The 26,592-nt window shown below is 60.9% G+C and carries 25 protein-coding genes; 12 read left to right on the top strand and 13 right to left on the bottom strand.

All coding sequences use genetic code 11. From position 1 onward, the window contains the following. Positions 1–66: 66 nt before the first annotated feature. Genes RN346_RS16950 through RN346_RS16940 form a run of 3 tightly spaced genes read right to left on the bottom strand, consistent with a single transcriptional unit; the run spans position 67 to position 1,751 of the window. Entirely contained in the window at positions 67–489 is a 423-nt protein-coding gene (locus tag RN346_RS16950) for a curli assembly protein CsgF (RefSeq protein ID WP_409335775.1), read from the bottom strand. Next, positions 489–1,037, bottom strand: coding sequence for a CsgE family curli-type amyloid fiber assembly protein (locus tag RN346_RS16945; protein ID WP_311961761.1), 549 nt, complete (start codon positions 1,035–1,037; stop codon positions 489–491). Before RN346_RS16945 ends, RN346_RS16950 begins: the two co-directional genes overlap by 1 nt. Before the next feature lie 21 nt (positions 1,038–1,058). Continuing rightward, positions 1,059–1,751: a response regulator transcription factor gene (locus tag RN346_RS16940; RefSeq protein WP_311959061.1), complete on the bottom strand. Its 693-nt coding sequence runs from the start codon at positions 1,749–1,751 to the stop codon at positions 1,059–1,061. A 260-nt stretch (positions 1,752–2,011) separates the two neighbouring features. Between RN346_RS16940 and rdgB the strand changes: the two genes are divergently transcribed. The 4 genes from rdgB (at position 2,012) to RN346_RS16920 (ending at position 5,451) form a co-directional block, all read left to right on the top strand. Further along, positions 2,012–2,620, top strand: a complete 609-nt coding sequence (rdgB, locus tag RN346_RS16935; RefSeq protein ID WP_263585680.1) for an RdgB/HAM1 family non-canonical purine NTP pyrophosphatase — start codon at positions 2,012–2,014, stop codon at positions 2,618–2,620. Beyond that, positions 2,613–3,779, top strand: a complete 1,167-nt coding sequence (hemW, locus tag RN346_RS16930; protein WP_311961760.1) for a radical SAM family heme chaperone HemW — start codon at positions 2,613–2,615, stop codon at positions 3,777–3,779. The genes rdgB and hemW overlap by 8 nt, the downstream gene beginning before the upstream one ends. 44 nt (positions 3,780–3,823) lie before the next feature. After that, complete coding sequence (locus RN346_RS16925; protein ID WP_311959054.1) at positions 3,824–4,519, top strand: OmpA family protein; 696 nt, start codon at positions 3,824–3,826, stop codon at positions 4,517–4,519. A gap of 86 nt (positions 4,520–4,605) precedes the next feature. Then, positions 4,606–5,451 carry a 23S rRNA (adenine(2030)-N(6))-methyltransferase RlmJ gene (locus RN346_RS16920; RefSeq protein ID WP_311959051.1) on the top strand — a complete coding sequence of 282 codons (846 nt, stop codon included), beginning with the start codon at positions 4,606–4,608 and terminating at the stop codon, positions 5,449–5,451. A 5-nt stretch (positions 5,452–5,456) separates the two neighbouring features. Here the strand turns inward: RN346_RS16920 and RN346_RS16915 are convergent, their stop codons facing one another. Beyond that, positions 5,457–5,726 (bottom strand): Lrp/AsnC ligand binding domain-containing protein, encoded by a 270-nt coding sequence (locus RN346_RS16915; protein ID WP_263585684.1) that lies wholly within the window; start codon positions 5,724–5,726, stop codon positions 5,457–5,459. Between RN346_RS16915 and RN346_RS16910 the strand changes: the two genes are divergently transcribed. Continuing rightward, positions 5,685–6,179, top strand: a complete 495-nt coding sequence (locus RN346_RS16910) for a hypothetical protein (RefSeq protein WP_311961759.1) — start codon at positions 5,685–5,687, stop codon at positions 6,177–6,179. The two genes, RN346_RS16915 and RN346_RS16910, sit on opposite strands and share 42 nt — an antisense overlap. 100 nt (positions 6,180–6,279) lie before the next feature. Then, positions 6,280–7,371, top strand: a complete 1,092-nt coding sequence (locus tag RN346_RS16905) for a cobalamin-independent methionine synthase II family protein (RefSeq protein WP_311961758.1) — start codon at positions 6,280–6,282, stop codon at positions 7,369–7,371. A 67-nt stretch (positions 7,372–7,438) separates the two neighbouring features. On the opposite strand, the gene mnmE is transcribed toward RN346_RS16905, so the two are convergent. The 4 genes from mnmE to rpmH all read right to left on the bottom strand — a co-directional run bounded on the left by mnmE (position 7,439) and on the right by rpmH (position 11,262). After that, entirely contained in the window at positions 7,439–8,809 is a 1,371-nt protein-coding gene (gene mnmE / locus RN346_RS16900; protein ID WP_311961757.1) for a tRNA uridine-5-carboxymethylaminomethyl(34) synthesis GTPase MnmE, read from the bottom strand. Positions 8,810–8,911: 102 nt separating this feature from the next. Next, entirely contained in the window at positions 8,912–10,597 is a 1,686-nt protein-coding gene (gene yidC / locus RN346_RS16895; protein WP_311959038.1) for a membrane protein insertase YidC, read from the bottom strand. Positions 10,598–10,712: 115 nt separating this feature from the next. After that, positions 10,713–11,114, bottom strand: a complete 402-nt coding sequence (gene rnpA, locus RN346_RS16890) for a ribonuclease P protein component (protein ID WP_263585689.1) — start codon at positions 11,112–11,114, stop codon at positions 10,713–10,715. 13 nt (positions 11,115–11,127) lie between these two features. After that, entirely contained in the window at positions 11,128–11,262 is a 135-nt protein-coding gene (gene rpmH / locus RN346_RS16885; RefSeq protein WP_227391295.1) for a 50S ribosomal protein L34, read from the bottom strand. 531 nt (positions 11,263–11,793) lie between these two features. Between rpmH and dnaA the strand changes: the two genes are divergently transcribed. From dnaA to gyrB, 4 genes are all read left to right on the top strand, one after another. After that, positions 11,794–13,254 (top strand): chromosomal replication initiator protein DnaA, encoded by a 1,461-nt coding sequence (gene dnaA / locus RN346_RS16880; RefSeq protein WP_311959033.1) that lies wholly within the window; start codon positions 11,794–11,796, stop codon positions 13,252–13,254. Positions 13,255–13,331: 77 nt separating this feature from the next. Further along, positions 13,332–14,435, top strand: a complete 1,104-nt coding sequence (dnaN, locus tag RN346_RS16875) for a DNA polymerase III subunit beta (RefSeq protein ID WP_263585691.1) — start codon at positions 13,332–13,334, stop codon at positions 14,433–14,435. Between the two features lie 66 nt (positions 14,436–14,501). Continuing rightward, on the top strand, positions 14,502–15,605 hold the full coding sequence (gene recF, locus RN346_RS16870) for a DNA replication/repair protein RecF (RefSeq protein WP_311959030.1): 1,104 nt from the start codon (positions 14,502–14,504) through the stop codon (positions 15,603–15,605). 39 nt (positions 15,606–15,644) lie between these two features. Then, positions 15,645–18,065: a DNA topoisomerase (ATP-hydrolyzing) subunit B gene (gene gyrB, locus RN346_RS16865; RefSeq protein ID WP_263585693.1), complete on the top strand. Its 2,421-nt coding sequence runs from the start codon at positions 15,645–15,647 to the stop codon at positions 18,063–18,065. Positions 18,066–18,153: 88 nt separating this feature from the next. On the opposite strand, the gene gmhB is transcribed toward gyrB, so the two are convergent. The 4 genes from gmhB to glyQ form a co-directional block, all read right to left on the bottom strand. After that, positions 18,154–18,717: a D-glycero-beta-D-manno-heptose 1,7-bisphosphate 7-phosphatase gene (gene gmhB, locus RN346_RS16860; RefSeq protein WP_311961756.1), complete on the bottom strand. Its 564-nt coding sequence runs from the start codon at positions 18,715–18,717 to the stop codon at positions 18,154–18,156. A gap of 11 nt (positions 18,718–18,728) precedes the next feature. After that, positions 18,729–19,523 (bottom strand): hypothetical protein, encoded by a 795-nt coding sequence (locus RN346_RS16855; RefSeq protein ID WP_311959026.1) that lies wholly within the window; start codon positions 19,521–19,523, stop codon positions 18,729–18,731. 196 nt (positions 19,524–19,719) lie between these two features. Continuing rightward, the gene (gene glyS, locus RN346_RS16850; RefSeq protein ID WP_311961755.1) at positions 19,720–21,783 is read right to left on the bottom strand and encodes a glycine--tRNA ligase subunit beta; all 2,064 of its coding nucleotides are present in this window, start codon (positions 21,781–21,783) and stop codon (positions 19,720–19,722) included. Further along, positions 21,784–22,743 (bottom strand): glycine--tRNA ligase subunit alpha, encoded by a 960-nt coding sequence (gene glyQ / locus RN346_RS16845; RefSeq protein ID WP_263585697.1) that lies wholly within the window; start codon positions 22,741–22,743, stop codon positions 21,784–21,786. Positions 22,744–22,850: 107 nt separating this feature from the next. Between glyQ and rfaD the strand changes: the two genes are divergently transcribed. Continuing rightward, complete coding sequence (gene rfaD, locus RN346_RS16840; protein WP_311961754.1) at positions 22,851–23,807, top strand: ADP-glyceromanno-heptose 6-epimerase; 957 nt, start codon at positions 22,851–22,853, stop codon at positions 23,805–23,807. Then, positions 23,800–24,846 (top strand): lipopolysaccharide heptosyltransferase II, encoded by a 1,047-nt coding sequence (gene waaF, locus RN346_RS16835; RefSeq protein ID WP_311961753.1) that lies wholly within the window; start codon positions 23,800–23,802, stop codon positions 24,844–24,846. Before rfaD ends, waaF begins: the two co-directional genes overlap by 8 nt. On the opposite strand, the gene RN346_RS16830 is transcribed toward waaF, so the two are convergent. Beyond that, the gene (locus RN346_RS16830; protein WP_311961752.1) at positions 24,836–26,494 is read right to left on the bottom strand and encodes a sulfatase-like hydrolase/transferase; all 1,659 of its coding nucleotides are present in this window, start codon (positions 26,492–26,494) and stop codon (positions 24,836–24,838) included. The two genes, waaF and RN346_RS16830, sit on opposite strands and share 11 nt — an antisense overlap. Between the last annotated feature and the right edge of the window lie 98 nt (positions 26,495–26,592).

The following is a 26,592-nucleotide window of genomic DNA, read 5'->3' as shown; positions in this document are numbered from 1 at the left end:
ACGACACAAATAAGCGTTATGCGGCGTTTTGCCGGTTAGGTATTGGTAAACGTGAGCGCTGTTTTATTAAGGATTAAAGGCGCCGCCTACGCTGATATTGGTTATATCGCCGGTCAGCTTGTCTACCACGCGCACGACGAGCTCGCCGCCATCGTCGCTCACCACCACGTTGAACTCGCCGCTGTCGAAAGAGCCCTGATCGACATTGCCTGCACCGACATCGGATATCAGCTGCGAGATGAGTCGGCTTTCCAGACTTTGAACGAGTCGATCAGTAGAAGAGAGCCGCTCGAAGCCTCGTGCGTTAGGATCGGTAGTGGTGTCCTGGGCCTGCGCCTTACCCAGCAGATAGCTCCCCATGAAGGGGTCGCCACCAAACGATGGATTCAAGGGGCGATAGACCAGATCCCCCGCAATGGCTTGTGCTCCGCTTGTGAGTGCCAGCGCTGCGACGGTACCCAGCATGAAACTGCGTTGTTTGACTTTCATTATCGTAACTCCTCGCTTCCCAGGTCTTTGTCCGACGTTAGCGCCGTTGCCAACTGTTCCTTCAGCAGCGCTTCTTGAACTACTTGTACCGCCTCGCTGGCGGCTTCATCCGCCTGATTGATTCTTGGCGAAAGCTGCGTGCGGAAATACATTTGATTGCCCTGCATGATCCAGAGTTGGCTTCCCCAACGGGCGTCCGGGCGCTCCTGAATCGTGATCGTGGCGTTATTGATCAGCGGGCTATCCATGGCACGTTGACTGAATGCGCGGTAGAACGAACGACCGGCCATGGTAATGGTGCGGTCAATCATGACCCCGGTCAGCTCACTGCTGCCGTAGCCGCGCGGCTCGATTTCCGCACCGTCCGGCCCGGAGAGGCGGTTGATCGCATCCACCGCTTCCTGCTCGTTTTCCGGCAGGGAATCGCTTGGCGAGGCCGGCTGATTGGGAGACACGGGCTGGCCGGGAAGCTCTTCGCTGGCGTGCACCGACAGAGCCAACGTCAGTAGACAGGCAGCGAGCGGTAAATGAAAACGATACGTGACCATGGCCGAATGCTCGTTGGGAAATTAGCGGCCGCGCTGCAGGCTACGCGCGGTTTCGATATTGGGCAGAATCGGCCCCAGGTTCTGATGAATCCAGTTCAGCGCCTGAATACGGTTGTGCACGTTGATCTTTCTAAAGATGTTGTAAAGGTGCGACTTGACCGTGTGCTCGCTGACGAAGAGCTTTTCAGCGATCTGCTGGTTCGACGAGCCCGCGCTCAACAGCGAAATGATCTCCATTTCACGGTTGGTCAGCCCGCAGGCCGGGCGGAACGCGTTGCTTTGGTACTTGCGATAAAAAAGAATGAGCCGTGCCATCAGGTCCCGCGACATCCAGAGTTCGTCGTTCAAAAGCGCGTGGATACCCTTGCAAATCACCTCGAGATTTTCGTTGCGGTAGAACACGCCCTTGAGCTGTGAGCAGGAGAGCGCTTCCAGGGCGTGATCCATGTCACGGATGTTGAACGCGGCCAGCGGCATGCGGGCAAGCGATTCGGGAAGCTTTTCTTGCCAGTCGGGGATGGCATCGACGCTGATGTGATCCGCATCCACCAGCAAAAGCTGTTGCTCGGCGTTGGACGCTGGCAGCGCCGCCCCCGGCGCGTAAAGATCGATCGTATGACCTGTTTTTTTGTTCAGGTACTCTGCAAACAACTGAGATTGAGGGCTTTTTTCGGTGACGATGTACACCACGCCCTGGGCCTTTTCCTGCATCATCGATAAACCCTCCAACTGCAAATAAAGTGTGAGACGTTAATGAGGTGATTGTTACCTGGAAGATCAGTTTAGTAAAGTTATGTTACTAAAAATAAGTGAAGTGCCGCTTCGCCTTCACATTGCTTAGGAAAAAATAAGCCGCTGGTCTGATTGGCTAGTCATATGACGGATGAATCGTCTAACCCATCCCTCTGATGTTGCCACCTTTAGCTGCTATCACGATCGGCGTAAACTGGCGAGCCCATACTGGAGGTGATGCCATGTCCGCGGTCGATACGCTCGTTTTAGCCAGCGGTAACGCTGGCAAGTTGAAAGAGTTCAAACAGCTTCTTTCGCCCTTGATGTTCGATGTGCGGTTGCAGTCCGAATTCGGCGTGGTGGACGTCGAAGAGACCGGCCTGACCTTTATCGAAAACGCGCTGTTAAAAGCGCGCGAAGCCAGCCGTGTCAGCGGGTTGCCGGCGTTGGCTGATGACTCGGGCCTCGAGGTGGATGCGCTGTTCGGGGCGCCGGGCATTTACTCGGCGCGCTTTGCCGGCGAGCCCAAAAGTGATGCGCGCAACAACGAGAAGCTTCTTCATGCGCTCGCCGACTGCGCCGAAGGTCAGCGCACCGGGCGCTACTGGTGCGTGCTGGTGTATCTGCGCCACGCCGACGATCCGGTACCGATCATCGTGCAGCGCAGCTGGGAAGGGGAGATCCTGGCCCACCCGCGCGGTGACAACGGCTTCGGCTACGACCCGCTTTTCTGGCTGCCGGACCAGGGCATGAGCGTGGCGGAGCTTTCGTCTGACACCAAGAACCGGCTCAGCCACCGGGGCCGGGCGCTGCAGGGGCTGGTCGATCTATTGAAGGTGGCACATGGGTAATACCCCGCCGCTTTCGCTTTATATCCACACCCCCTGGTGCGTGAGAAAGTGCCCTTATTGCGATTTCAACTCGCACGAGCCACAAGGCGGTGAGCTGCCCGAGGCGGCCTACCTCGAGGCACTGTTGGCGGATCTGGACGCCGATCAGGCGCTGGCTGGCGACCGCTCGCTCGAGACCATCTTCATCGGCGGCGGCACGCCGAGTTTGTTATCGCCTTCGTTCTACCAGCGTTTGTTGAGCGAGGTACGCGCCCGGCTGCCTTTCTCCCCCTCCATCGAGATCACTTTGGAAGCCAATCCCGGCACCACCGAGCAGGCGCGCTTCAATGGCTACCGCGAAGCGGGGATCAACCGGCTATCGATCGGCACTCAGAGTTTTCAGCCGGCCCAGCTCGAGGCGCTGGGCCGTATCCACAGCGCCGATGAAGCCGCCAACGCCGTGGGCCAGGCGCGCGCCGCGGGTTTTGATAACCTCAACATCGATTTGATGCACGGCCTGCCGGGCCAAACGCCACAGCTGGCGCTGGCCGACATCGACCAGGCGCTTGCGCTGTCGCCGGATCACCTCTCCTGGTATCAGCTCACCCTCGAGCCCAACACCGCCTTTCATTCGAGCCCGCCGGTGCTCCCCCGGGAGGAGGCACTTTGGGATATTCAAGAGAAAGGCCACGAGCGACTGGTTCAGTCGGGGTTCGAGCGTTACGAGATATCGGCCTACGCCCAGCCGGGTCAGCAGAGCCGCCACAACCTCAACTACTGGCAGTTCGGCGACTATCTTGGAATCGGCGCCGGTGCCCACGGCAAGCTTTCGCATATCGACGAGCAGGGGCACTGGGCAATCGAGCGGCGCTGGAAGACCCGTCAGCCCGATGCCTACCTTCGCCGGCGTCATGACCCGCGCGGGTTCATCGCCGGCAAAGCGGCGATCGAAGAAGCGGAGCTTCCGCTGGAGTTCGCCATGAATGCGCTGCGTTTGACGGACGGCGTCGAGATGGCGCTTTGGTCGGCGCATACGGGCCAGTCGCCCGAGGTTCTTTTGAAGAAACTCTCCCGCGCCGAAAAAAAAGGACTTTTAGTGCAAGTGCCCGTAAAACTACGTGCTTCACCTCATGGTCTATTATTCTTGAACGAGCTGCTGGCGTTGATCAGTGACGACTGACCCGCAGCCCGGTTTAATCAAACAAGCTTTTAAAGGAGTGAGTGATGCGTATTTCTCGACTGTTGACCCCGGTAGCCGCGGCCCTTCTGATTGCCGGGTGTGCCAGTTCCGACCCCTACGGCGGCCAAACGCAGCGCTCCAGCACTGGCATCGGTACGGGTATTGGTGCCGTGGTCGGCGCGGCGGCCGGCGCGCTCTCCGGTGACGGTGCCACCAGCCGTCGCGACCGCGCGCTGATCGGCGCCGCGGTGGGCGCGGCCGCAGGTGCCGGTGTCGGCGCTTACATGGACCGCCAAGAGAACCAACTGCGTGAAAGCCTGCAGGGCTCGCGTATCGAAATCGACCGTCGCGGTGACGACATCGTACTCAATATGCCCAGCAGCGTGACGTTTGGCTTCGACTCCTCGGAGCTGACCGGTCAGGCACGCAGCGCGCTCAACGAAGTCGCCAACGTCCTCACTCAATACACCGATACCCGTGTCAATATCGCCGGTCACACCGACAGCACCGGCGCCGCCGACTACAACCAGCGCCTTTCCGAGCGCCGCGCTCAGGCCGTGGGCAGCTACCTGAGCCAGAACGGCGTTTCCTCTTCGCGTCTGGTGACCAGCGGCTATGGTGCCTCGCAGCCGGTAGCTAGCAACGATAACGAGCAGGGCCGCGCGCAGAACCGCCGCGTAGAGATTACCCTGACGCCGACCGGCCAGGCCGGTCAGAATCAGGGCCAGGGCAACTACTGATCGATTTGATTCGACCCGGTAGGGTCTGACCCGCGAGCCCGCTATCATGGATAGCGGGCTTTTTTATTCCACCAGTGCGAACCGCCATGCTCTCCTACCAACACGCTTATCACGCCGGCAATTTTGCCGACGTTCATAAACACCTTACCCTCTACGCAGTGTGTGACTATCTGTTACGTAAAAAAAGTGCCATTACATATATTGATACCCATGCCGGTCGCGGTCTTTATCCGTTGGGTGCAAGGGAAGCCTTGAAGCTCCAGGAGCACCGCGAAGGTATCGAGCCGCTATGGAAGGCACGAGAAAGCCTGGGTAACCCGCTCCTGTGTGAATGGCTTTCCCACGTTGCTCGTGTTCAACAGGGTGACACTGACTTGAGCCGTTACCCCGGCTCGCCCTGGTGGCTAAGCCAAGGGCTTCGCGAGCAGGACGCGCTGCGCCTTTGCGAGCTTCACCCGGGCGAGCACGCCGAGCTCGACAGCCAGGCGCTGCCCGAGACGGCGCTGCGTATTCACGGTGATGGGCTGGCCGAGCTCGAAAGACGCGTGCCGGTGAGAACGCCCCGGCTGTGCGTGCTGATCGACCCGAGTTTCGAGCGCAAGGCGGAGTATCAGGAGGTGGCAGATAGCGTGATTTACGCCCTCGAGAAGGTGCGCCACGCGGTGATGTTGATCTGGTATCCGCTGTTGCCGTCAGGCGCGCATCACACGCTGCTCAGCGCGTTAAAAACCAGCGGCGTGCGTAAGATCTGGCAAAGTGAGCTTTTGCTGCGCGAACCGGCCGCCGAGACTCATGGGATGTACGCCAGCGGCATGCTGGTGATCAATCCGCCCTGGGGGCTCGATGAGCGCATGCAGGGCGCGATGAGCGAGGTCACCGCGCTGCTCGGTAGCGAGAGCCGTTTCGACGCTCGCTGGCTGGTCGAGGAGTAGACAGGCTAGGCGGGCAGAGCCTCCTGAGAGGTCTTGACCCGGTCCAGTGCGACCAGCGTGCGAAACCATTTCACGTTCGGGTTTTCGTGAAACAGCGCATCGCAGATCGCCTGGAAGCGGCGCATGCTGGGTACCAACAGCACCAGCATGAAGTCCGCCTCGCCGGTCACGTAGTAGCACTGCTGAATCTCCGGGCCGGAAAAGCGCGCCTTGAGCGCCTCCAGGTCGGCGGCGTGGGTCTTGTCGGCGCGCACCTCGACGAAAATCGTGATCACCTGGCCGCGCTCGTGGTTTGTCTGGGCTATCCGCTCTACTTTTGGCTGCGCCGGGCGACCGATACCAACCACATCGGCGGGCTCTGGTTCGACATGCTGCTGGCGCTGCCGGTCAGCCTCTTTTTCATCATCAAAGAAGGCGGTGTGATCGGCGCGCCGAGCATCGAATCCGCGGGGTTGGTCGGGGGCCTTGGGCTGTTGAGCGCGCTGGCGCGGGTATTTCAGGCGCTTTCGGCGCCGCTTTTGAACCTGAGCCTTTTCGGCCTTCTGGGCCATGTAGAGCCTCTGCTGCTGTTTTTGGTGGCGCTGTTGCTTGGCGAGTCGGTCGCCCCCAACGAGTGGCCGACCTATATCGCTATCTGGCTGGCCGTTCTCGTTTTGTGCGTGGAAGGCGTGCTCGGTATGAATAGAGGCCGGCGAGCGATTTGGCCGATACGTCGACGCGGCCATTAAAATGATTCACCTGACATCAAAAAATGATCACTTTTGCCGAGCCTGGGTTTGCGCGAGCATGAAGGTTATCGAGTCACGTGTAACAGAGCAGGAGAGTACGATGAGCGATCAAACCGCCCCCTTTCGCGCCGATGTCGTGGGAAGCCTGCTGCGTCCAACGGCGATCAAGAACGCCCGAGAAAAGAGCGATCACGCCCTTCGCCGGATAGAAGATGCGGCGATCAAGCATGCGGTCGAGGAGCAGTGCCAGTGCGGCTTGAAAGTGGTCACCGACGGTGAGTTTCGCCGCGCCTGGTGGCACTTCGATTTCTTCGAGGGGCTCGAAGGCGTCGAGGGGATCGACGCCGAGCAGGGCATCCAGTTCAGCGGCGTGCAGACCAAATCGCGCAACGTTCGCGTGACGGGCAAGCTCGGCTTTGGCGCGCACCCGATGCTCGAGGATTTCAAGTATCTCGCCAGCGTCAGCGGGGGCGCCATGCCCAAGATGACCATCCCCAGCCCCAGCGTGCTGCACTTTCGCGGCGGTCGGAACGTAGTCAGCAGGGATGCCTACCCCAGTATCGACGACTTCTTCGACGACCTCGCCCGGGTTTACAAGGAGGCGGTTCAGGCTTTTTACGACGCCGGCTGTCGCTACCTGCAGCTCGACGATACGGTCTGGGCGTATCTTTGTTCTGATGAGCAGCGCGCCCAGGTCGTCGCGCGCGGCGAAGACCCGGACGCGCTGGCGCGCACCTACGCCCGGGTGATCAACCAGGCGCTCGAGAACAAACCCGAGGATCTGGTGATCGGCATGCACGTCTGCCGCGGTAACTTCCGCTCCACGTGGATTTCCGAGGGCGGGTACGAGCCGGTTGCCGAGCGGCTGTTTGGCTCGGTGAATATCGATGCGTTCTTTCTGGAGTACGACTCCGACCGCGCCGGCGACTTCGCCCCGCTGCGCTTCATAAAGCCCGGCCATCAAAAGGTGGTGCTGGGCCTGGTGACCACCAAGACCGGCGAGCTCGAGGACCCGAAAACGATCAAGGCACGCATCCGGGAGGCGGCGCGCTACGTGCCACTCGAGCAGCTTTGCCTGAGCACCCAGTGCGGCTTCGCCTCGACCGAAGAGGGCAACGCGATCAGTGAAGCCGAGCAGCAGGCCAAGCTCAAGCTGGTGGTCGACATCGCCCGCGACGTCTGGGGTGAATAGAAACGGATAGAGGCTTTAATGGGGTACTGCTATAGAAGTAAGCACTTACTCACATGAGTGACCGACGCTACTTCCCGATACAGAAGCTGCCAAAAATCTCACCCAGCAGGTCGTCGGCGCTGAACTCGCCGGTGATCTCGCCAAGCGCGGCCTGGGCGTCGCGCAGGTCTTCGGCGAGCAGCTCGCCGGCGCTTGGGCCTTCGAGCTGAGCGCGGCCGGCCTCCAGCGCGGCCAGCGCCCGATCCAGCGCGTCCAGGTGGCGCCGGCGCGCCGAGAAACGTCCCTCGGTGGTGGCGGCAAAGCCCATCACGCTCTTCAAATGCTCTTTCAAACTGTCCACACCCGCCCCGGTCTTCGCCGACAGGCGCAGCGTCGGGGTGGCTGTGGATAAATCAATACCCGCGGCTTCTTCGCTTTCGTCGATCTTGTTGCGCACCAGCGTCAGCCGCGAAAGCTGTGGCAGCCGCTCGACGAACTCCGGCCAGATCGCCATCGGGTCGGTGGCCACGGTGGTCGCGGCGTCCACCATCAGCAGCACCCGATCGGCTTTCTCGATTTCCGCCCAGGCGCGGGCCACGCCGATCTTCTCTACCGCGTCCGGGGTGTCCCTGAGCCCGGCGGTGTCGATGACGTGCAGCGGCATGCCGTCGATATGGATATGCTCGCGCAGCACATCGCGGGTGGTGCCGGCGATGTCGGTGACGATTGCCGTCTCCTGCTCGGTCAGAGCGTTCAAAAGGCTCGACTTACCGGCGTTGGGTCGACCGGCGATCACCACGCTCATGCCTTCGCGCAATAGTGCCCCCTGGCCCGCGGCGCGGCGTACCGACTCCAGCTCCTCGCGTACGCCCGCAAGCCGTGTAGCCACGTGCCCGTCGGCGAGAAAGTCGATCTCTTCTTCGGGGAAGTCGATGGCGGCCTCGACATAGACGCGCAGCGCAATCAGCCGCTCGACAAGCGTCGACACCCGATTCGAGAACTCGCCCTGCAGCGAGCGCACGGCGTTTTCGGCGGCCGAGCGCGAGGTGGCGTCGATCAGATCGGCGATCGCCTCGGCCTGGGCGAGATCGAGCTTGTCGTTGAGAAAGGCGCGTTCGGAGAACTCGCCGGGCCGGGCGAGACGCGCGCCGAGCGCCACGCAGCGCTCGAGCAGCATGTCCATGATGATCGGCCCGCCGTGACCCTGAAGTTCCAGCACATCTTCACCGGTAAAGGAGTTCGGGCCCTCAAAGCGCAGCGCGATGCCTTCGTCGATGATGCCGTGCTCGCCGTGAAACGGCCCGTAGTGGGCGTAGCGGGCTGGCGGGCATCGCCCCAGCAGGGCAGTGGCGATATCGCCGCAGGCGGGCCCGGAGACCCGAATGATACCGACACCGCCGCGCCCGGGCGGGGTGGCGAGTGCGGCGATCGTGTCCTGGGTGTAGAGTGTTGAAGCCATGGCGCGTCTCTTGAATGAATGGCGATAGTGTGAATTCGCGGCGCCCAAAACGCCAGACCCCCGCACGGGGCGGGGGTCTGGTAAGTCGAGCAAGGGGAGCGATTACTTGGTTCGCATCCCTTTACCAACGCTTGGGTCGTTCTCGATGCGCTTGGTGATGAAGTACTGCTGCGCCACCGAGATGATGTTGTTGACCACCCAGTAGATGACCAGACCCGCCGGGAACCACAGGAAGAAGAAGGTGAAGATAATCGGCAGTAACCGCATGATCTTCGCCTGCATCGGATCGGGAGGTGTCGGGTTGAGCATCTGCTGCACGAACATCGACACACCCATCAGAATCGGCAGGATGAAGTAGGGGTCCTTCACCGAGAGATCCTGAATCCAGAAGATGAACGGCGCGTGGCGAAGCTCCACGGACTCCAGAAGCATCCAGTACAGTGCGATGAACACCGGCATCTGTACCACGATTGGAAGACAGCCGCCGAGCGGGTTGATCTTCTCTTTCTGGTAGAACTTCATCATCTCCTGAGACATCTTCTGGCGATCGTCGCCGTAGGTCTCTTTAAGACGCTGCATCTCCGGGCCGAGCTTGCGCATCCGCGCCATCGACTTGTAAGCCTTGGCGGACAGCGGGAAGAGTACGGCCTTGACCAGCACGGTCAGCAGCACGATCGACCAGCCCCAGTTGCCGACGATGTTCTGGATATGATCCAAAAGCCAGAACAGCGGATTGGCGATGAACCAGAGCCAGCCGTAATCCACGGTCAACTGAAGGTTGGGGGCGACCTGTTCCAGATAGTCCTGCACCTTCGGGCCCATGTAGAGCGTGGCACCCAGAGTGGCTTCGCCATCGGCCGCGACGCTGCTGGTCGGGCCGGCAAAGGCGACCACGTTGCGATCGCGCGCGTCGGTGGTGACATAAAAAAGGTTTTGCTCGTTCTGCTTCGGCGCCCAGGCGGAAACGAAGTAGTGCTGGATGATGGCGATCCAGCCGCCTTCGGCTTCTTGATTCTGGAAATTACGATTTTGAATATCTTCGAAATCGATTTTTTCGTAGCGCGTGTCTGGCGTGGAGTACGCCGCGCCCATGTAGGAGTTCATGCCCAGCGTCACGCCGCTGGAGGGGTCGGGACTGTTATCGCGAGCGAGCTGACCGATGAAGCGGGCGCTGACCGGTGCATCGGTGTTGTTCGCCACGAAGTAGTTGACGTCGACCGCGTAGTCGCCGCGCTCGAAGGTCAGCCGCTTGGTGACTTCGACACCGTTGACGTCGGCGGTCAGGTCGACGTTGAGCGTCTGCTCGTCGTTGCCCAGGCGATACTCGGTGCGCTCCGGCGTAAAGGCGATACGGCTGGCCTGACCATCGAGCTGAATGCCCGAGCGTGCGACATAGCTTCGCGTGGCGTTGTCCGAGAGCAGCACGTAGTTGCGTTCGGAATCCAGCGTCATTTCGTGCTGGGGCAGGGCGGCAAAGACGATATCACCGCCGTAAGGGTCGATGCGCACGTCCAGCACGTCGGTGGTAACGGCGATGAAATCGCGGCTGGCAGCATCGCTTGACGACTCCGCCGGTAGCCCTTCGTCGGCGCTGCCTTGCGGGGCACCGCTGCTGGGTACGGTCAAGTTGTCGCGGCCCGCGCCGTCATTGGCCGAGTTGTTTTCGCGCTGGGTGATTTCCGGCGTCGATTCGAAGCTGGTTTGCCCGTAGTCCTGATTCCACTGGATCACCAGTAGATAGGCCAGTATGGCCAGTGGAATCAGCAATAAAAGTCGTTTTACGTCCATGAGGGGTCTGCCCGATGGGTGGTGAACATGCCAATGGCGCAGCGCCGTTTACTCGGCCCAAGACACACGAAAGCCTGCCAGAAGGCAGGCCCGGGTCGAGCTGCGACGTATTGAATCAAGCGCCATGCGTAGCGTTTTCAAGCGGGGAAGGCGGTGTGGCGGCCGTTGCCTCTCGGGCGAGTCGTTTCCACATGCCGTGTAGCTGGCGGGCAAGAGTGTCATTATCGATATCCTGTACGCCACGCTTAGCCAATACCACGATGTCCATCGAGGGAAGGCGGTGCTGGCGAAGTCGAATGGATTCTCTAACAAGACGCTTGAAGCGGTTACGATCGACGGCGAGCTTGACGTTCTTCTTACTGACCACAAAACCAACGCGAGGATGACCTCGAGGCGAAAAGCGCGCGAGCGCCATCATGCCTTTGCCGTGGACCTTGAGGTCTGCCTGCTCGAATACGTGGCTGAAATCCCCGGCATTCAGTAAACGTAAATCCCGGGGAAAGCCTTGATGCGACACACGCAATCTGAAATCAGGCGCTCAGACGCTTGCGGCCCTTGGCGCGACGGCGATTGATAACGGCACGGCCGTTTTTGGTTGCCATACGAGCACGGAAGCCATGCGCGCGCTTGCGCTTGAGAACGCTGGGTTGAAAAGTGCGTTTCATAACTCGTTATTCCCACGTGGTTTAGGACGAAAGTGAATTCCAAACGACCCGGTCCAGTGAGCAACTAGCCGGGGAGATCCAATTCAAGACCGGAAATTGTAGAGACTTCGCGCCTCCGGTGCAATTTTTCTGCGTACAAAAAGCGCTAAAAACCTCCTAACGCCTCGCAACGTGTCCTTAAAGCGCGCGCATCGAGACACTACTATTACTAATGAAATTATTTTAAACCTGCTGTTATTAATGGTGGGGATACTATTTGTGGATAAGTGTTTTTTATATTTTATTAACAGGTGGTTAAAACTATAAAAAATGTGTGCATAAGCGGTCGAAAAGCGGCTTGAAAGATGTGAAAGGGGTGTGGATACTGCCGGAGAAAAACACCGTTGAGCGAACTGTCCCCATATCCCACCGAACTTTTCCCGATAGCTCGCGCCAAGTTGTCCACAGGCCAAAAAGGAGCCCTTGCACGTGTGGATAACAGGAAGGCTGAGCGCTACAATAGTCGGCCGTTTTCAACTGATGGTGAGATGAGTGTCACTCGCGCTTTGGCAGCAGTGCCTGGATTATCTGCAGGACGAACTAAGCTCCCAGCAGTTCAATACATGGATTCGCCCCTTGCAGGCCGAAGAGGGAGGCGCCAACGAGCTCTGCTTGCTGGCGCCGAACCGTTTCGTGCGCGACTGGGTGAGCGATAAATACGCCAAGCGCATCAGTGAGCTGATCCGCGAGCTATCACCGGCAAAGCCGCCCAAGGTGAGTCTGACCGTTGGTAGTCGCCGTGCGGCCGCCCCCCAACCGCGAGAGCTGGGTAACCCGGTGTCGGCCGCACCCCAACGCCCTGCTGCGCCGGCGGTTCATACCCCACCGCGTGGCGATATCGCCGACGAGCGCGAAATCGATGCCGAGCGCGAGGAGTCTGCAAACAAGCGTACCGGCGAGCGTCAAGTACAGGTCGAGGGCAGCCTCAAGCACGCAAGCGGCCTCAATCCCAACTTCACTTTCGACAAGTTTGTCGAGGGTAAGTCGAACCAGCTCGCCCGCGCGGCCTCCCGGCAGGTGTCGGAAAACCCGGGCGGCGCCTACAATCCGCTGTTTCTCTATGGCGGAGTGGGCCTGGGTAAAACCCACTTGATGCACGCGGTGGGCAATGCCCTGGCGGGCAAGCGTGAAAACGCCCGCGTGGTCTATCTGCACTCCGAGCGCTTCGTCGCCGATATGGTCAAGGCGCTGCAGCTCAACGCAATCAACGATTTCAAACGTTTTTACCGTAGCGTCGACGCGCTACTCATTGATGATATTCAGTTTTTTGCCGGCAAGGAGCGCTCGCAGGAGGAGTTTTTCCACACCTTCAACGCGCTGTTGGAAGGCGGTCAGCAGATGATTCTGACCTCGGATCGCTATCCCAAAGAGATCAACGGCGTTGAAGAGCGCTTGAAATCGCGCTTTGGCTGGGGGTTGACGGTGGCCATCGAGCCGCCAGAGCTTGAAACCCGCGTGGCGATCCTGATGAAAAAGGCCGACCAGGCAAGCGTCGATTTGCCGCATGATGCGGCGTTCTTCATCGCCCAAAAGATTCGCTCCAACGTGCGCGAGCTCGAAGGCGCGCTCAAGAAAGTCATCGCCGACTCTCACTTCATGGGCAAGCCGATTACCCAGGATTTCATCCGCGAATCGCTGAAGGATCTGCTCGCGCTCCAGGACAAGCAGGTGGGCGTGGACAACATCCAGCGCACGGTGGCGGAGTACTACAAGATCAAGGTGGCGGATCTGCTCTCCAAGCGCCGTTCGCGCTCGGTAGCGAGGCCTCGCCAGGTGGCGATGGCGCTGGCCAAGGAGCTGACCAATCACAGCCTGCCGGAAATCGGCGATGCCTTTGGCGGGCGCGACCATACGACGGTGCTGCACGCCTGTCGCAAGGTCAAAGCGCTGCAGGAAGAGAGCGCCGACATTCGCGAGGATTACAAAAACCTCATGCGCCTGCTCACCAGTTGAGCCTTCTCAATGCGCCTGTTCATACATAGATGTTCGACGAGCCGATGCGGCCATTGATCCTTTAACCCGGAGTAGTGATGAAGTTTTCAATTTCCCGAGAGGCGCTGCTACGTCCCCTCACGCTGGTAGCCGGCGTGGTCGAGCGCCGTCAAACGCTGCCGGTGCTCTCCAACGTGCTGATTCAGGTCGAGGGCGATCAGGTCGCGCTGACCGGCACCGACCTCGAGGTCGAGCTGGTCGGCCGTACGGTGGCAAGCCAGGTGGAGCAGGAGGGCGGCGCGACCGTTCCCGCGCGCAAGTTGATGGACATCTGTAAATCGCTGCCGGATCAGTCCGAGATCCAGCTAGCCCTCGAAGAGGGGCGAGCGGTACTTCGCAGCGGCCGCTCGCGGTTCACGCTATCGACCCTACCGGTTGCGGAGTTCCCCAACATCGAGGATGGCGAAGGTAGTCAGGAGCTGAGCATCCCGCGCGGCACGCTCAAGCATCTGATCGAGGCGACCTCCTTTGCCATGGCGCAGCAGGATGTACGCTACTACCTCAACGGTATGCTGCTCGATATCCAGAATCAGCTGCTGCGCGCCGTCGCCACCGACGGCCACCGGCTGGCGATGTGCTCACGAGACGTCGATGTCAGCATCGAACAGGGCCAGAAAATGATCGTGCCCCGTAAAGGCATCCTCGAGCTTTCGCGCCTTCTGGACGACAGCGATGAGCCGGTGAGCCTGACGTTGGGGGCGACCCACCTGCGCGCTCACACCGGCGACTTCACTTTCACCTCGAAGCTGATCGACGGCAAGTTCCCCGACTACGAGCGCGTGGTGCCCAAAAACGGTGACAAGGTGTTGATCGCCGAGCGCGCCGAGCTGCGTCAGGTGCTGTCGCGTACCGCGATTCTTTCCAACGAGAAGTACCGTGGCGTGCGCCTGTATCTGGAAGAAGGCAACCTCAAGGTGATGGCCAACAACCCGGAGCAGGAAGAAGCCGAAGAGAACGTGGCGATCGAATACACCGGTCCCGCCATGGAAGTCGGTTTTAACGTTGGCTATCTGGTCGATGTGCTGGCGGTGCTCAACGAGGACCGTGTGCAGATGACGCTGGCCGACCCGAACAGCAGCGCGCTGCTGGAAGAGCCCGGCGGCGGCGATGCCCTCTACGTGGTCATGCCCATGCGGCTTTGATATCACCCCGCAAGGCGGCGCCTCACAGGCGCCGTTTTTTTCACGCATTGACAGGGTGATCCCGAAATGAGCCTGACCCAGCTCAACTTTCAAGGCATTCGAAACCTGGCTGCGGTAGAGCTTGCGCCGTCGCCCCACATCAACCTGATTCACGGTGCGAACGGCAGCGGCAAGACTACCCTGCTGGAAGGCATCCACATCCTCGGTATGGGGCGCTCGTTTCGTACTCGCCAGCTCAAGCACGCCATCCAGTTTGAAGCCCCCGCCATGACGCTCTACGGCCGTCTGGCCGGTGATCCGGAGGTTGCCCTGGGGGTACGCCGTCTTCGTGCCGAGCGTGAGCTGGAGCTGCGTTTGAAGGGGCAAAAAGGCGTGCGTCTGGCAGAGCTGGTCGATGCCATGCCGCTTCAGCTCATCAATCCGGATGCCTTTCGCTTGCTGGAGGGGTCACCCGCCGGTCGGCGCGAGTTTATGGATTGGGGCGTGTTTCACGTGAAACATGATTTTTTACACGCGTGGAAACGCGCTCGCCGCGCGGTGAAACATCGGAATGCGCTGCTAAGGCGTGGTAGAATAACCGATGCGGAAATCGCGGTGTGGGAGCAAGAGCTTTGCGAGTCCGGCGAGCGAATGGATGCGCTGCGTCATACATGGTTTAGTGCCTTTTTACCCGTGTTCGAACAAACGCTTGAGCGTCTGTTGCCCATCGAAGGGCTTACCCTGCGCTATGCCCGGGGCTGGGACGTCAAACGCTCGCTTGCAGACGTACTGAAAGCCAGCCGCGCATCGGACCAGCAGATGGGCTTTACCCAGCAGGGGCCACAACGGGCGGACCTGCGAATACGGCTAGGCAAACAGCCGGCAATCGAAGTGCTTTCCAGAGGCCAGCAGAAGCTGGTGGTTAGCGCATTGAAGCTTGCCCAGGGGCGGCTTCTGGAAAGCAGCGCCAAACGGCAATGCATTTATCTGATAGACGATCTACCGGCCGAGCTCGATTTCGAACACCGCAAGCTATTTTGCGCGCTGCTCGAAGAGATGCAGTGTCAGGTATTCATCACCAGCGTCGATCCGGACGTACTCAGCGACGTGTGGCAGCCAGCGACTCAAATTCGAATGTTTCACGTGAAACACGACGAGCAGGGTCTCGGTCGGCTAGCCCCAACCGGATAGATGACACGGAACGAGACAGACTTCACGACGGAGTGGTCAATGAGCGAGCAGGCTTACGATTCATCAAGCATCAAGGTGCTCAAGGGGCTCGATGCGGTACGCAAGCGTCCGGGGATGTACATCGGCGATACAGACGATGGCACCGGGCTGCACCATATGGTTTTCGAGCTGGTGGATAACTCCATCGATGAAGCACTGGCGGGCCACTGCAGTGAAATTCGCGTGGTGATCCACCCGGACGAGTCCATCACGGTGAGCGACAACGGTCGCGGTATCCCGACCGAGCTGCACAAGGAGGAGGGCGTTTCCGCCGCCGAGGTCATCATGACCGTCCTGCACGCCGGCGGTAAGTTCGATGACAACTCCTATAAAGTCTCCGGCGGGCTTCACGGCGTTGGCGTGTCGGTGGTCAACGCGCTCTCCTCCGAGCTAAAACTCACCATTTGGCGGCAAGGCGACGTGTTCGAGCAGCACTACCAGCACGGCGTGCCTCAGGCGCCGCTGGGCGTGGTCGGTAAAACGGAGAAAAGTGGCACCAAGGTGCACTTTCGCCCGTCGCCAGACACCTTCGCCAATATCGAGTTCCACTACGACATTCTGGCCAAGCGTCTGCGCGAGCTATCGTTTTTGAACTCCGGCGTGGCGATTCGTTTGATGGACGAGCGCGATGGCCGTGAAGAGCTGTTTCACTACGAAGGCGGCTTGAAGGCGTTCGTGAATCACCTCAACAAGAACAAGTCGACGCTTAACCCGGTGTTTCATTTCAACGCGGTGCGCGACGATGGCGTCGAGGTGGAAGTGGCGATGCAGTGGAGCGACGCTTTTACCGAAAGCATCTATTGCTACACCAATAACATTCCTCAGCGCGATGGCGGTACGCACCTGGCCGGCTTTCGTGCAGCATTGACGCGCACGCTGAACCACTACATCGAAGCGGAAGGGCTTTTGAAGAAAGCCAAGGTCGCCACCTCCGGTGATGACGCCCGCGAAGGCCTCACGGCGATCATTTCCGTAAAGGTGCCGGATCCCAAGTTCTCGTCCCAGACCAAGGACAAGTTGGTCTCGAGCGAGGTCAAGACGGCCGTCGAGCAGGAGATGGGTCGGCTTCTGGCCGAGTACCTGGTCGAGAAGCCCAACGAAGCGAAAGCGATCGTCAACAAGATGCTCGACGCCGCCCGCGCTCGGGAAGCGGCGCGTAAGGCGCGCGACATGACGCGTCGCAAGGGTGCGCTGGATATTGCCGGCCTGCCGGGTAAGCTGGCGGATTGCCAGGAGAAGGACCCGAGCCAGTCCGAGCTTTACCTGGTGGAGGGCGACTCTGCCGGCGGTAGCGCCAAACAGGGGCGCGACCGCCGCACTCAGGCCATCCTGCCGCTGAAGGGCAAGATCCTGAACGTCGAAAAGGCCCGCTTTGACAAGATGCTCTCCTCTGCCGAGGTCGGCACGTTGATTACTGCGCTGGGCTGCGGGATCGGCCGCGAGGAGTTCAACCCGGACAAGCTGCGCTATCACTCGATCATCATCATGACCGATGCCGACGTCGACGGCTCGCACATCCGTACGCTGCTGTTGACGTTCTTCTTCCGCCAGATGCCGGAGCTGATCGAGCGCGGTCACGTCTTCATTGCCCAGCCACCGCTTTACAAGATCAAGCGCGGTAAGCAGGAGCTCTACCTGAAGGATGAGCAGGCGATGGTCGACTACCTGACCACCACCGCGCTCGACGGCGCCGGATTACACGTCAACGCCGACGCACCGGCGATCACCGGCTCGCAGCTCGAGTCGCTGGTGAATCAGTACCGTAACGTCATGAAGCGTATCGACCGGCTCGGTCGCGTGTTTCCCATCGAAGTACTGCGCCAGGCGGTTTACGCAAGCGCGCTGCAGGGCGAGGCGAGCCTCAAGGATCGCGTCACCATGGAGAACTGGATTGCCGAGCTGCAAACCACCATGGACGAACGTGTGGCCTACGAAGGCGGCCCGCGCTACCACTTCTACCTGAAAGAGGATAGCGAGCGCGGCCTGATGCTGCCCACGGTGTCGCTGATCGCTCACGGCGTGACCACCGAGTACGTGTGGGGGCTCGATTTCTTCGAAAGCACGGATTACCGCGCCATGACGGCATTGGGTGAAACGCTCAATAACCTGCTGGAAGAGGGCGCCTTCATCGCCCGTGGCGAGCGCCAGAAGCCGGTTCAGGACTTCTCCGAGGTGCTGGCGTGGCTGATGCACGAAGGTCAGCGTGGTCTCTCCGTGCAGCGCTACAAGGGGCTGGGCGAGATGAACCCGGATCAGCTTTGGGAAACCACCATGGATCCAGACAGCCGTCGTATGCTGCGCGTGACCATCGAGGACGCCGTCGCGGCGGACATCATGTTCAACACTCTGATGGGCGACGAAGTCGAGCCGCGCCGCGACTTTATCGAAACCAACGCGCTGGTCGCCAACCTGGACATCTGATACCACGTGTTTCACGTGAAACAGTGCAAACTAAAAACGCCGCGAAAGATCGCGGCGTTTTTATATGGGGGGATGAAGCCACGGTATATCAGTGAGCGTACTCTTTCAGCAGCCAGCGGGTAAACGCAGCGAGATCGTCAAAAACGCGCGCGTTATCGAGCCCTTCGTTCTTCTCCAGTGTTCTTTGCCCCTTCCCGGTTTTGACCAGTACCGGCTGGCTCCCCGCTGCCTCACCGGCCTGTAAATCGCGCAGGCTATCGCCCACCATCCAGCTGCCGTCGAGCGAATCCAGGTCGAGCGCGCTTTGTATTTCGAGGAGCAGCCCCGGTAGCGGCTTACGGCAGCTACAGTCGTCGGAAGGCCCGTGGGGGCAAAAAGCGATATGCGCGATCTTTCCCCCTACGTTTTCAACCAGCCGTTCGAGCTTTTCGTGCATGGCAGTGAGGGTCGCTTCATCGAAGTAGCCTCGAGCGAGGCCGGACTGGTTGGTGGCCAGCGCCACGGTATAGCCCGCGCGGGTCAGCTCGCCGACGGCGGCGATCGAAGCGGGGTAGGGCACCCACTCGTCGAGGGTTTTGATGTAATGATCGGAATCCTGGTTGATCACGCCGTCACGATCGAGGATCACCAGTTTTTTGGCAGTAAAAGGCATGTGAATACGTCTCACGCAATACGTCGCTGCAAAATGGCGAGCGATTGCAGGGTTGAATGAATTTTTCTACCGTCGCTTCCGAAGCGCTTGAACGGAATACGCTGCAGGCGAAGAAGCGGCGTCAGGGCCGCCTTGAAAGCGGTGGAGACGTCACTGCGGGTACGATTGAGCCCTTCGATCAATGCCGGGGTCAGGCGTTCACGTTGAAGCGGTGAAGTGTGCAGCTTGCCGTAGAGCGAGAAAATAAAGCAGTACCAGTCGCGTACCATACAATCGAGCGGCGTGTGTATGTCACCCGGGTCGGTCTCGAAATCGATGAAGACGATGTGGCGCCCGTTCACGACCAGGATGTTGCGCGTAAAGGCCTCGCTCAGGTAAAAGCCGCGACGATGGACATCGTTGAGCGCCTCGATGCCCAGCCGCAGAAGACGGTCGACATCTTCCGGCGACTCGGCTCGCTTCAAACAATGCAGCAGCGTCGAGGCGGGGGCTTCCGGCGTACCCGCGTCCGCCAGCAGCAGCGCCTGAGAATTAAACGCCAGCAGCCGTGGTACAGGAATGCCGGCGGCGTCGAGCGCTTCAAGGCGGGCTACTTCCGTTTGGATGCTTTTTTCACCGCCTGGATTCGGTACGGGCTTGAGCGCTTCGACCTTGAGCACGCGAGCAAACAGATTAAGCGGCGTATAGGCAAAGCGTCCGTTGCGTTTTACGGCTCGCTTGAGCCAAACCCGCTCTTCACCCAATTGATGGTAAGCCATCGAGGCGTGTTGGTGGGGGTAGGCTTGCTTTAAAAACTCGTCATACATATATGTTCTCGGTAGGCCGCGATCACCTTTACCACAATGAAAACGTCGCAGCGTAGCGCTAATGCCGGTGAGTTTAGCACGCGGTTTATAAGTGTTTCACGTGAAACACGGCGCTTGAAAAATGGGCTCAAGAGATATGGGCAATCATAAAAAAAGGGGCGCAAGGCGCCCCTCTCGACATCGCGTTTTAAGGAAGCTACTGCGGCAGTAGTGAAATATCCGCCACTTCCAAAAAGAGTGCTTGAAGGCTCGCCAGCAGCGCCAAACGGTTCTGGCGCACGCCTGAATCTTCTGCCATGACCATTACCTCGTCGAAGAACCGGTCGACCGGGGCTCTAAGCTCCGCGAGCGCGTCCAGCGCCTGCTGGTAGTGGCCTTCGGCAAACAGCGGGGCGACCCGTGTCTGGCTCTGGGTGACCGCCTCATACAGCGCGCGCTCGGCGTCTTCCTGCAGCAGCGCTTCATCGACCCGAGTGCTGCCGTCGTGCTCCTGCTTGGCGAGGATGTTGGAGACGCGCTTGTTAGCTGCGGTCAGCGCCGATGCTTCCTCGCGCTGAGTGAATGCCTTGACCGCGCGCAGGCGGCGGGCGAAGTCCAGCGGCCTGGTCACCGGGCGGGCGCGAACGGCCAGATACATCTCGGCACTGATGCCCTCGTCCTGACCCCAGGCGCGGAAGCGATCTAGCATATAGGTCAATACGTCGTCGACCAGACCGTCCTTGGCAAGCTCGCGATGCTGCTCGGCGGCCACGCTCAGAAGCTCGCGCAAATCCAGGTCGAGCTCGCCCTTGACCAGAATGTTCAGCGCGCCGATGGAGGCGCGACGCAGGGCGAACGGGTCCTTGGCGCCGGTCGGGCGCTGGCCGATGGCGAAGATGCCTACCAGCGTATCGAGGCGGTCCGCCAGCGCCAGCGCCTGGCCGGCCTGGCTTTGCGGAATATCGTCCGCGGCGAAGCGGGGCAGATACTGCTCTTCGAGCGCTTGCGCGACCTCGGCGGGCTCACCGTCCTGCTCGGCGTAGTAGCGGCCCATGATGCCCTGAAGCTCGGGGAATTCGAGCACCATTTCGGTCACCAGATCGCACTTGGCCAGCGCTACCGCGCGCTGGGCGTGGCCGGTGTCACCGCCGATTTTTTGGGCGATGTAAGTGGCGATCGCGGTGCTACGGCGCACCTTGTCGGCCAGCGTGCCGAGCTGCTGCTGGAAGACGACGCTTTCGAGCTGGGGAATGCGCGATGCGAGGCTCTGCTTGCGATCGGTGTCATAAAAGAACACCGCATCCGCCAGGCGCGGGCGAATCACCTTCTCGTTACCCGAGATGACCTGCTGCGGATCCTGGCTCTCGATGTTGGAGATGGTAATGAACAGCGGCTTGAGCGCGCCATCGTCATCCAGCAGGTGGAAGTACTTCTGGTTCGCCTTCATCGACGAAATCAGGCACTCGCCGGGCACTTTCAAAAAGCGCTCGTCGAAGGTGCCGGTCAGCGCCACCGGCCACTCGACCAGACCGCTCACTTCGACCAGAAGATCCTCGTCGATCACCGCGGTAGCGTCGTGCACTTCGGCTTCCGCCAGCACTTGCTCGCGAATACGCTCGCGGCGCCGGGTGCGATCCGCCAGCACGTAGGCGTTCTCCAACGTCTCGAGGTAGTCGTCGGCGTGCGTAAGCTGAATCGCGTCCGGGGCGTGGAAGCGGTGGCCGTAGGTCGTGCGGCTCGCCTCGAGACCCAGCGCCTCGGCGGCGATCACGTCACTACCGTAAAGCGCGAGCAGCCAGTGAACCGGGCGAGAAAATTCGATGCGCGAGCTGCCCCAGCGCATGTTCTTGGGCACCGGCAGCGCCCCCAGCGTCTTGCGCAACAGCGCCGGCAGCAGATCCTGAACGCTTTCACCGGCCTGATGCTCGCGATAGCCAAGCCAGGTGCCCTTGTCGGTTTCCAGATGAATCAGCTCGTCGACGCTGACCCCGCAGGAGCGAGCGAAGCCTTCGGCGGCCTTGGTGGGGGCGCCGTCCTTGAAGGCGGCCGCCAGCGCCGGGCCGCGCTTTTCGACTTCGCGGTCGGGCTGCTTGTCGGCGAGCCCCTCGACACGCACGGCGAGCCGGCGCGGCGTGGCGTAGGCGATCACGTTATCGAAGGCGATCTCGGCCTCACGCAGGCCTTTTTCGATACCGTCGGCGAAGGCGTCCGAGAGCGCGTCCAGCGCAGTCGGCGGAAGCTCCTCGGCACCGAGTTCGAGTAACAGCGTATCAGCGGCCATTCAGGCGTCTCCCTGGTCGTCTAGTAGTTCACGGCGAAGCGCCTCGCTTGCCATCGGAAAGCCTTCGGCCTTGCGCGACTCAAAATAAGCGTGGGCCACGTCGCGGGCCATGGTGCGCACGCGCAGAATAAAACGCTGACGTTCGGTCACCGAGATCGCGTGGCGGGCATCCAGCAGGTTGAAGGTGTGCGAGGCCTTGAGCACTTGCTCGTAGGCGGGCAGCGGCAGCTTCGCTTCCAGAAGCTTTGCGCACTCCTTCTCCTGGTGGTCGAAGTTGGCGAAGAGCTGGTCGACGTCGGCGTGCTCGAAGTTGTAGGTCGACTGCTCGCGCTCGTTTTGCAAATAAACGTCGCCGTAACTGACCTTGCTTCCATCCGGGGCGATCGCCCAGACCAGGTCATAGACGCTGTCCACGTCCTGCAGGTACATGGCGATGCGCTCGAGCCCGTAGGTGAGCTCGCCGGTTACCGGGTAGCACTCGATGCCGCCGGCCTGCTGGAAATAGGTGAACTGGGTCACTTCCATGCCGTTGAGCCACATCTCCCAGCCAAGCCCCCAGGCGCCGAGCGTCGGCGACTCCCAGTTGTCCTCGACGAAGCGCACGTCGTGCACCAGCGGGTCGAGTCCCAGGCGCTTGAGCGAGCCCAGGTACAGATCCTGGAAGTTTTTCGGCGAGGGCTTCATCACGACCTGGAACTGGTAGTAGTGCTGCAGGCGGTTCGGGTTTTCGCCGTAGCGCCCGTCGGTGGGGCGCCTGGACGGCTGTACGTACGCGGCGTTCCAGGTTTCCGGACCAATCGAGCGCAGGAAGGTGGCCGGGTGGAACGTGCCCGCACCCACTTCCATGTCCAGCGGCTGAAGAATCACGCAGCCCTGTTCCGCCCAGTACTGCTGCAGGGCAAGGATCAAGCCTTGAAAGGTCGACACATCCGGCGTCGATTGGTTCGTCGAGACACTCATCGCAAAAAGCACCATTGGCCATGAATTCAGAAGCCGTCAAGTATACAATCCCAGGCAGATGGGTTATAGGCACCAAAGCCAACCAGAGCGCTTTTCAAGGAGTTCTTATGATCGTAGTGACCGGTGGGGCCGGCTTTATCGGCGCCAATATCGTCAAGGCGCTCAACGCACGCGGGCGCACCGACATCATCGTGGTGGACGATCTGTCTGACGGCACCAAGTTCGTCAACCTGGTCGACTGCACGCTGTATGACTATCGCGACAAGGACGCCTTCCTGATGGAAGTGCAGGCATCCTTGCGCGGTGAGCCGTGTGATCTGCCTGCGATCGAGGCGATCTTTCACGAAGGCGCCTGCTCGGATACCACCGAGTGGGACGGCCAGTACATGATGGAGAACAACTTCGAGTACTCGAAGGTACTGCTCGAGTACTGCGAGCAGCACGGCATCGCCTTTTTGTACGCCTCCTCGGCGGCCACCTACGGCGGTAGCGAAGTATTCAAGGAGTCGCCCGAGTTCGAAAAGCCGCTCAACGTTTACGGCTACTCGAAGCTCTTGTTCGACCAGCACGTGCGCGCACGCATGCCGACGCTCACCACTCAGGTCGTCGGGTTTCGCTACTTCAACGTCTATGGCCCGCGTGAGCAGCATAAGGGCAAGATGGCGAGCGTGGCGTTTCACAACCACGGCCAGGTCAAAAATGGCCAGACGCTGAAGCTCTTCGGCGCATTCGACGGGTATGAGGCGGGCATGCAGAGCCGCGACTTCGTTTTCGTGGGCGACGTGGTGGACGTTAACCTGTGGTTTCTCGATCACCCCGGCGTTTCCGGCATTTTTAATCTGGGCACCGGGCGCGCCGAGCCGTTCAAGGCGATCGGCGAGGCGGTCATCGACTACTACGGCCAGGGCCAGATCGACTACATCGATTTTCCCGACGAGCTCAAGGGGCGCTACCAGAGCTACACCCGCGCGGATATATCGCGGCTTCGCGACGCCGGCTGCGACGTCGAATTCAAGACCGTGGCTCAGGGCGTGAAGGCGTACCTGGAGTGGCTCAATGGCTGACACCGCCAAGCGGCTTCTGGTCGTGGGGCCCTCCTGGGTGGGGGACATGGTGATGGCCCAGAGCCTGTTCATCGAGCTCAAGGCGCGCCATCCAGGGGCGACCTTGAGCGTGGTCGCTCCCGGGTGGTCGCAGCCGATTCTGGCGCGCATGCCCCAGGTCGACGAGGTGCTGCCTCTGGGCGTGGGTCACGGCGAGTTTGGCCTCAAAAGCCGCCGCGAGCTGGCCGCGCGCTTGAAAGGCCGGTTCGATATGGCCATCGTGCTGCCGCGCTCCTGGAAGGCGGCGCTGGTGCCGTTTCTGGCGCGCATTCCAACGCGGGTCGGTTTTCTCGGCGAGTACCGCTACGGGCTGTTGACCGAGGCGCGAAAGCTCGACAAGCGCGTGCTCGACCAGACCGTGAAGCGCTTCGTCTCGCTGGGTGTCTCCAGGGATGAAGCGCGGCGCGGCGATTTTCCCATCACCCCGCCCCGCCTTTCGGTGGATCACGACAACCTGGTGAATCTGCGCCTGAAGCTTGCGCTGTCGTCGCGCCCGGCGATCGGCATGATGCCCGGCGCGGAGTATGGCCCGGCCAAGCAGTGGCCGCCTGAGTACTTTCATGGGCTGGCCAAACGGCTGGTGGAGGAGGGGTTCGAGGTGCGTATTTTCGGCGGGCCGAAGGATCACGCGGTGGGGGAGGTAATCAGCGCAGGGCTTGGCCACGTTCACAACCTGTGCGGGCAGACCGCGCTCGCCGATGCGGTGGATTTGCTCGCTGACTGCCGCCAGGTGGTCACCAACGACTCGGGGCTTATGCACGTGGCCGCGGCGGTGGGGGTGTCGATCCACGCGATCTATGGCTCGTCGTCGCCGCGCTATACCCCGCCGCTGACCGACAGCGCCACGGTGCACTACCTGGGCCTTTCGTGCTCGCCCTGTTTCAAGCGGGTCTGCCCGCTGGGGCATACCAACTGTTTGAACCAGCTGACCGAGGCGAGCGTTTTCGAGGCCGTGGGCGCGGTGCAGTCCGGCACGCCCGGCGTGATCGTCAGCGGCTGACATTCTCCACTTCCAGCGGGGCGTCGGACGGCGTTTCGACGACCTGCTCGGCGGGGGAGGGCGTCGCGTTCTGGCGCTGCGGGGCAAGGCCCTCCCACAGCCGGTGCTGCAGCGCGGTTTCCTCGCGCAGCCGCTCGTTGAGCACGTCGAGCCCGTGCGTCTCGGTAAGCGTCGAGCGGTCGCCAAGAAGCGATACTCCAAGCCCCGCGCGGTGCTCATCCAGCGTCATACCCATCGCCTCCAGAAGCGTCGGGAAAACGTCGAGCATGGTGGCGTTTCGCCGGATACGCCGGGGCTCTAGCCCGTCACCGAGCATGATCAGGGTATTGTCGCGGTCGAGCGCGGTGAGCTGGTCCCACACCGGCACGCGCATGGTCAAATGATCGCTCTGGAGCACGACGAGCGTATTGTCCAAAAGGCCCTCGGCTTCGAGGCGCTCGATCAAATCCCGCGCCTGCCAGGCGGAGCACTTCACCGAGAAGAGAATGTCCTGGCCGTCGAAGTCGCCCTGGCGGTCGATGCAGGTTTGCGACGGAAATCCGTGGGGGGAGTGGCCAGCCAGGCTCAGGTTGACCACCGCCCAGGGGCCGTCGTCCTCATTTTCGAGCCGTCGAATCTCGCGCTCGGTTTCGCTGTAGAGGGTGTCGTCATAAACGCCCCAGCTGTTGACGTACTGCTGGTCGTCGAGCTTGGCGAGCCAGTCCTCCTTGCCCTTGACCGTTTGGAACTGGTGGCCGTTGTAGAAAAGCCCCTTGCCGGCAAACTGCGAGCTGGCCCCGCCCAGGTAGCTCAGCCGGTAGCCCTGGCCTGCCAGCACGTCGCCCAGGCAGTTCACCCCGGGCACCACCTGCGTGAGCGGCTCGAACTGGGTGTCGTGTAAAAGCCCCGCCGGCATCAGCGGCACGCCGCACTGGCTTGCGATCATGCCGGCCATGGTCCAGCCGGTGTTGTCCATCTGGCGCACGCCTTCGAACACCCAGCCGCGCTCGCCCAGCGCCTCCAGGTCGGCGTAGGCGTCGCCGAAGATGTCGCTTGAGTAGGTACGCTCCAGGCTCTCCAGGTACATCAGTAGCAAATTGGGCGGGTCGTCGGAGCGCATTGCGGTGGGCGGGGCCACGTAGCGCCGGTCGAGCCACTCACCGTCGTCGGTGACGATTGCTGCGCTGCGCTGACCGAGGCCATAAAGCAGCGGGTTGATGGCCAACAGCGCCAGCGCGAAAAAGCGCTCCGTCAGCCGCCAGCGCGGGTCTCGACGGGCCATCCACGTGATCGAAATTAACAGCGCGAGCATGGTCAGCACGTAGAGCGCGGCGATGACCATCTTGCCCCCACCGCCGTGGTCGGTCATGCCCGCCTGCAGATGGAAAAACACCGCGCCGAGATCCACATTGCCGAAGCTGTCGGCGAGATACACGTAGATACCCAGAAGACTCAAGGGCACGAGCGACCAGGGCCATACCGGTTTGTAGCGCTCGCGTTGGGGTGCGCCCCAGCGAAGCTTGAGCCCCAGGGTGAGCCAAAGCGCTGCGATGGGGAAAAGTGTCCACCAGGGCAGGCGGGTGACCACCGTCACGGCGTAGCCAAGGCTTGCGCCAACGATCAAAAGCGGCAGCCAAGGGGTGAGTCGATAGCTCCTTATCAACGCCATGCCATATCCCTTTCCATCCTTAACCAAATGAGTATGCTAGCTTACCAAATGTGTCGTGCGCGGGTGGCAGATTCCCGTCCGGGTAATGATGAATGAGT

Origin of the sequence: Halomonas sp. PAMB 3232 (genome assembly GCF_031954225.1) — a bacterium.
Classification (GTDB): domain Bacteria; phylum Pseudomonadota; class Gammaproteobacteria; order Pseudomonadales; family Halomonadaceae; genus Vreelandella.
Note: the sequence above shows the minus strand (reverse complement) of the source record. Positions and strands in the feature narration are given on the sequence as shown.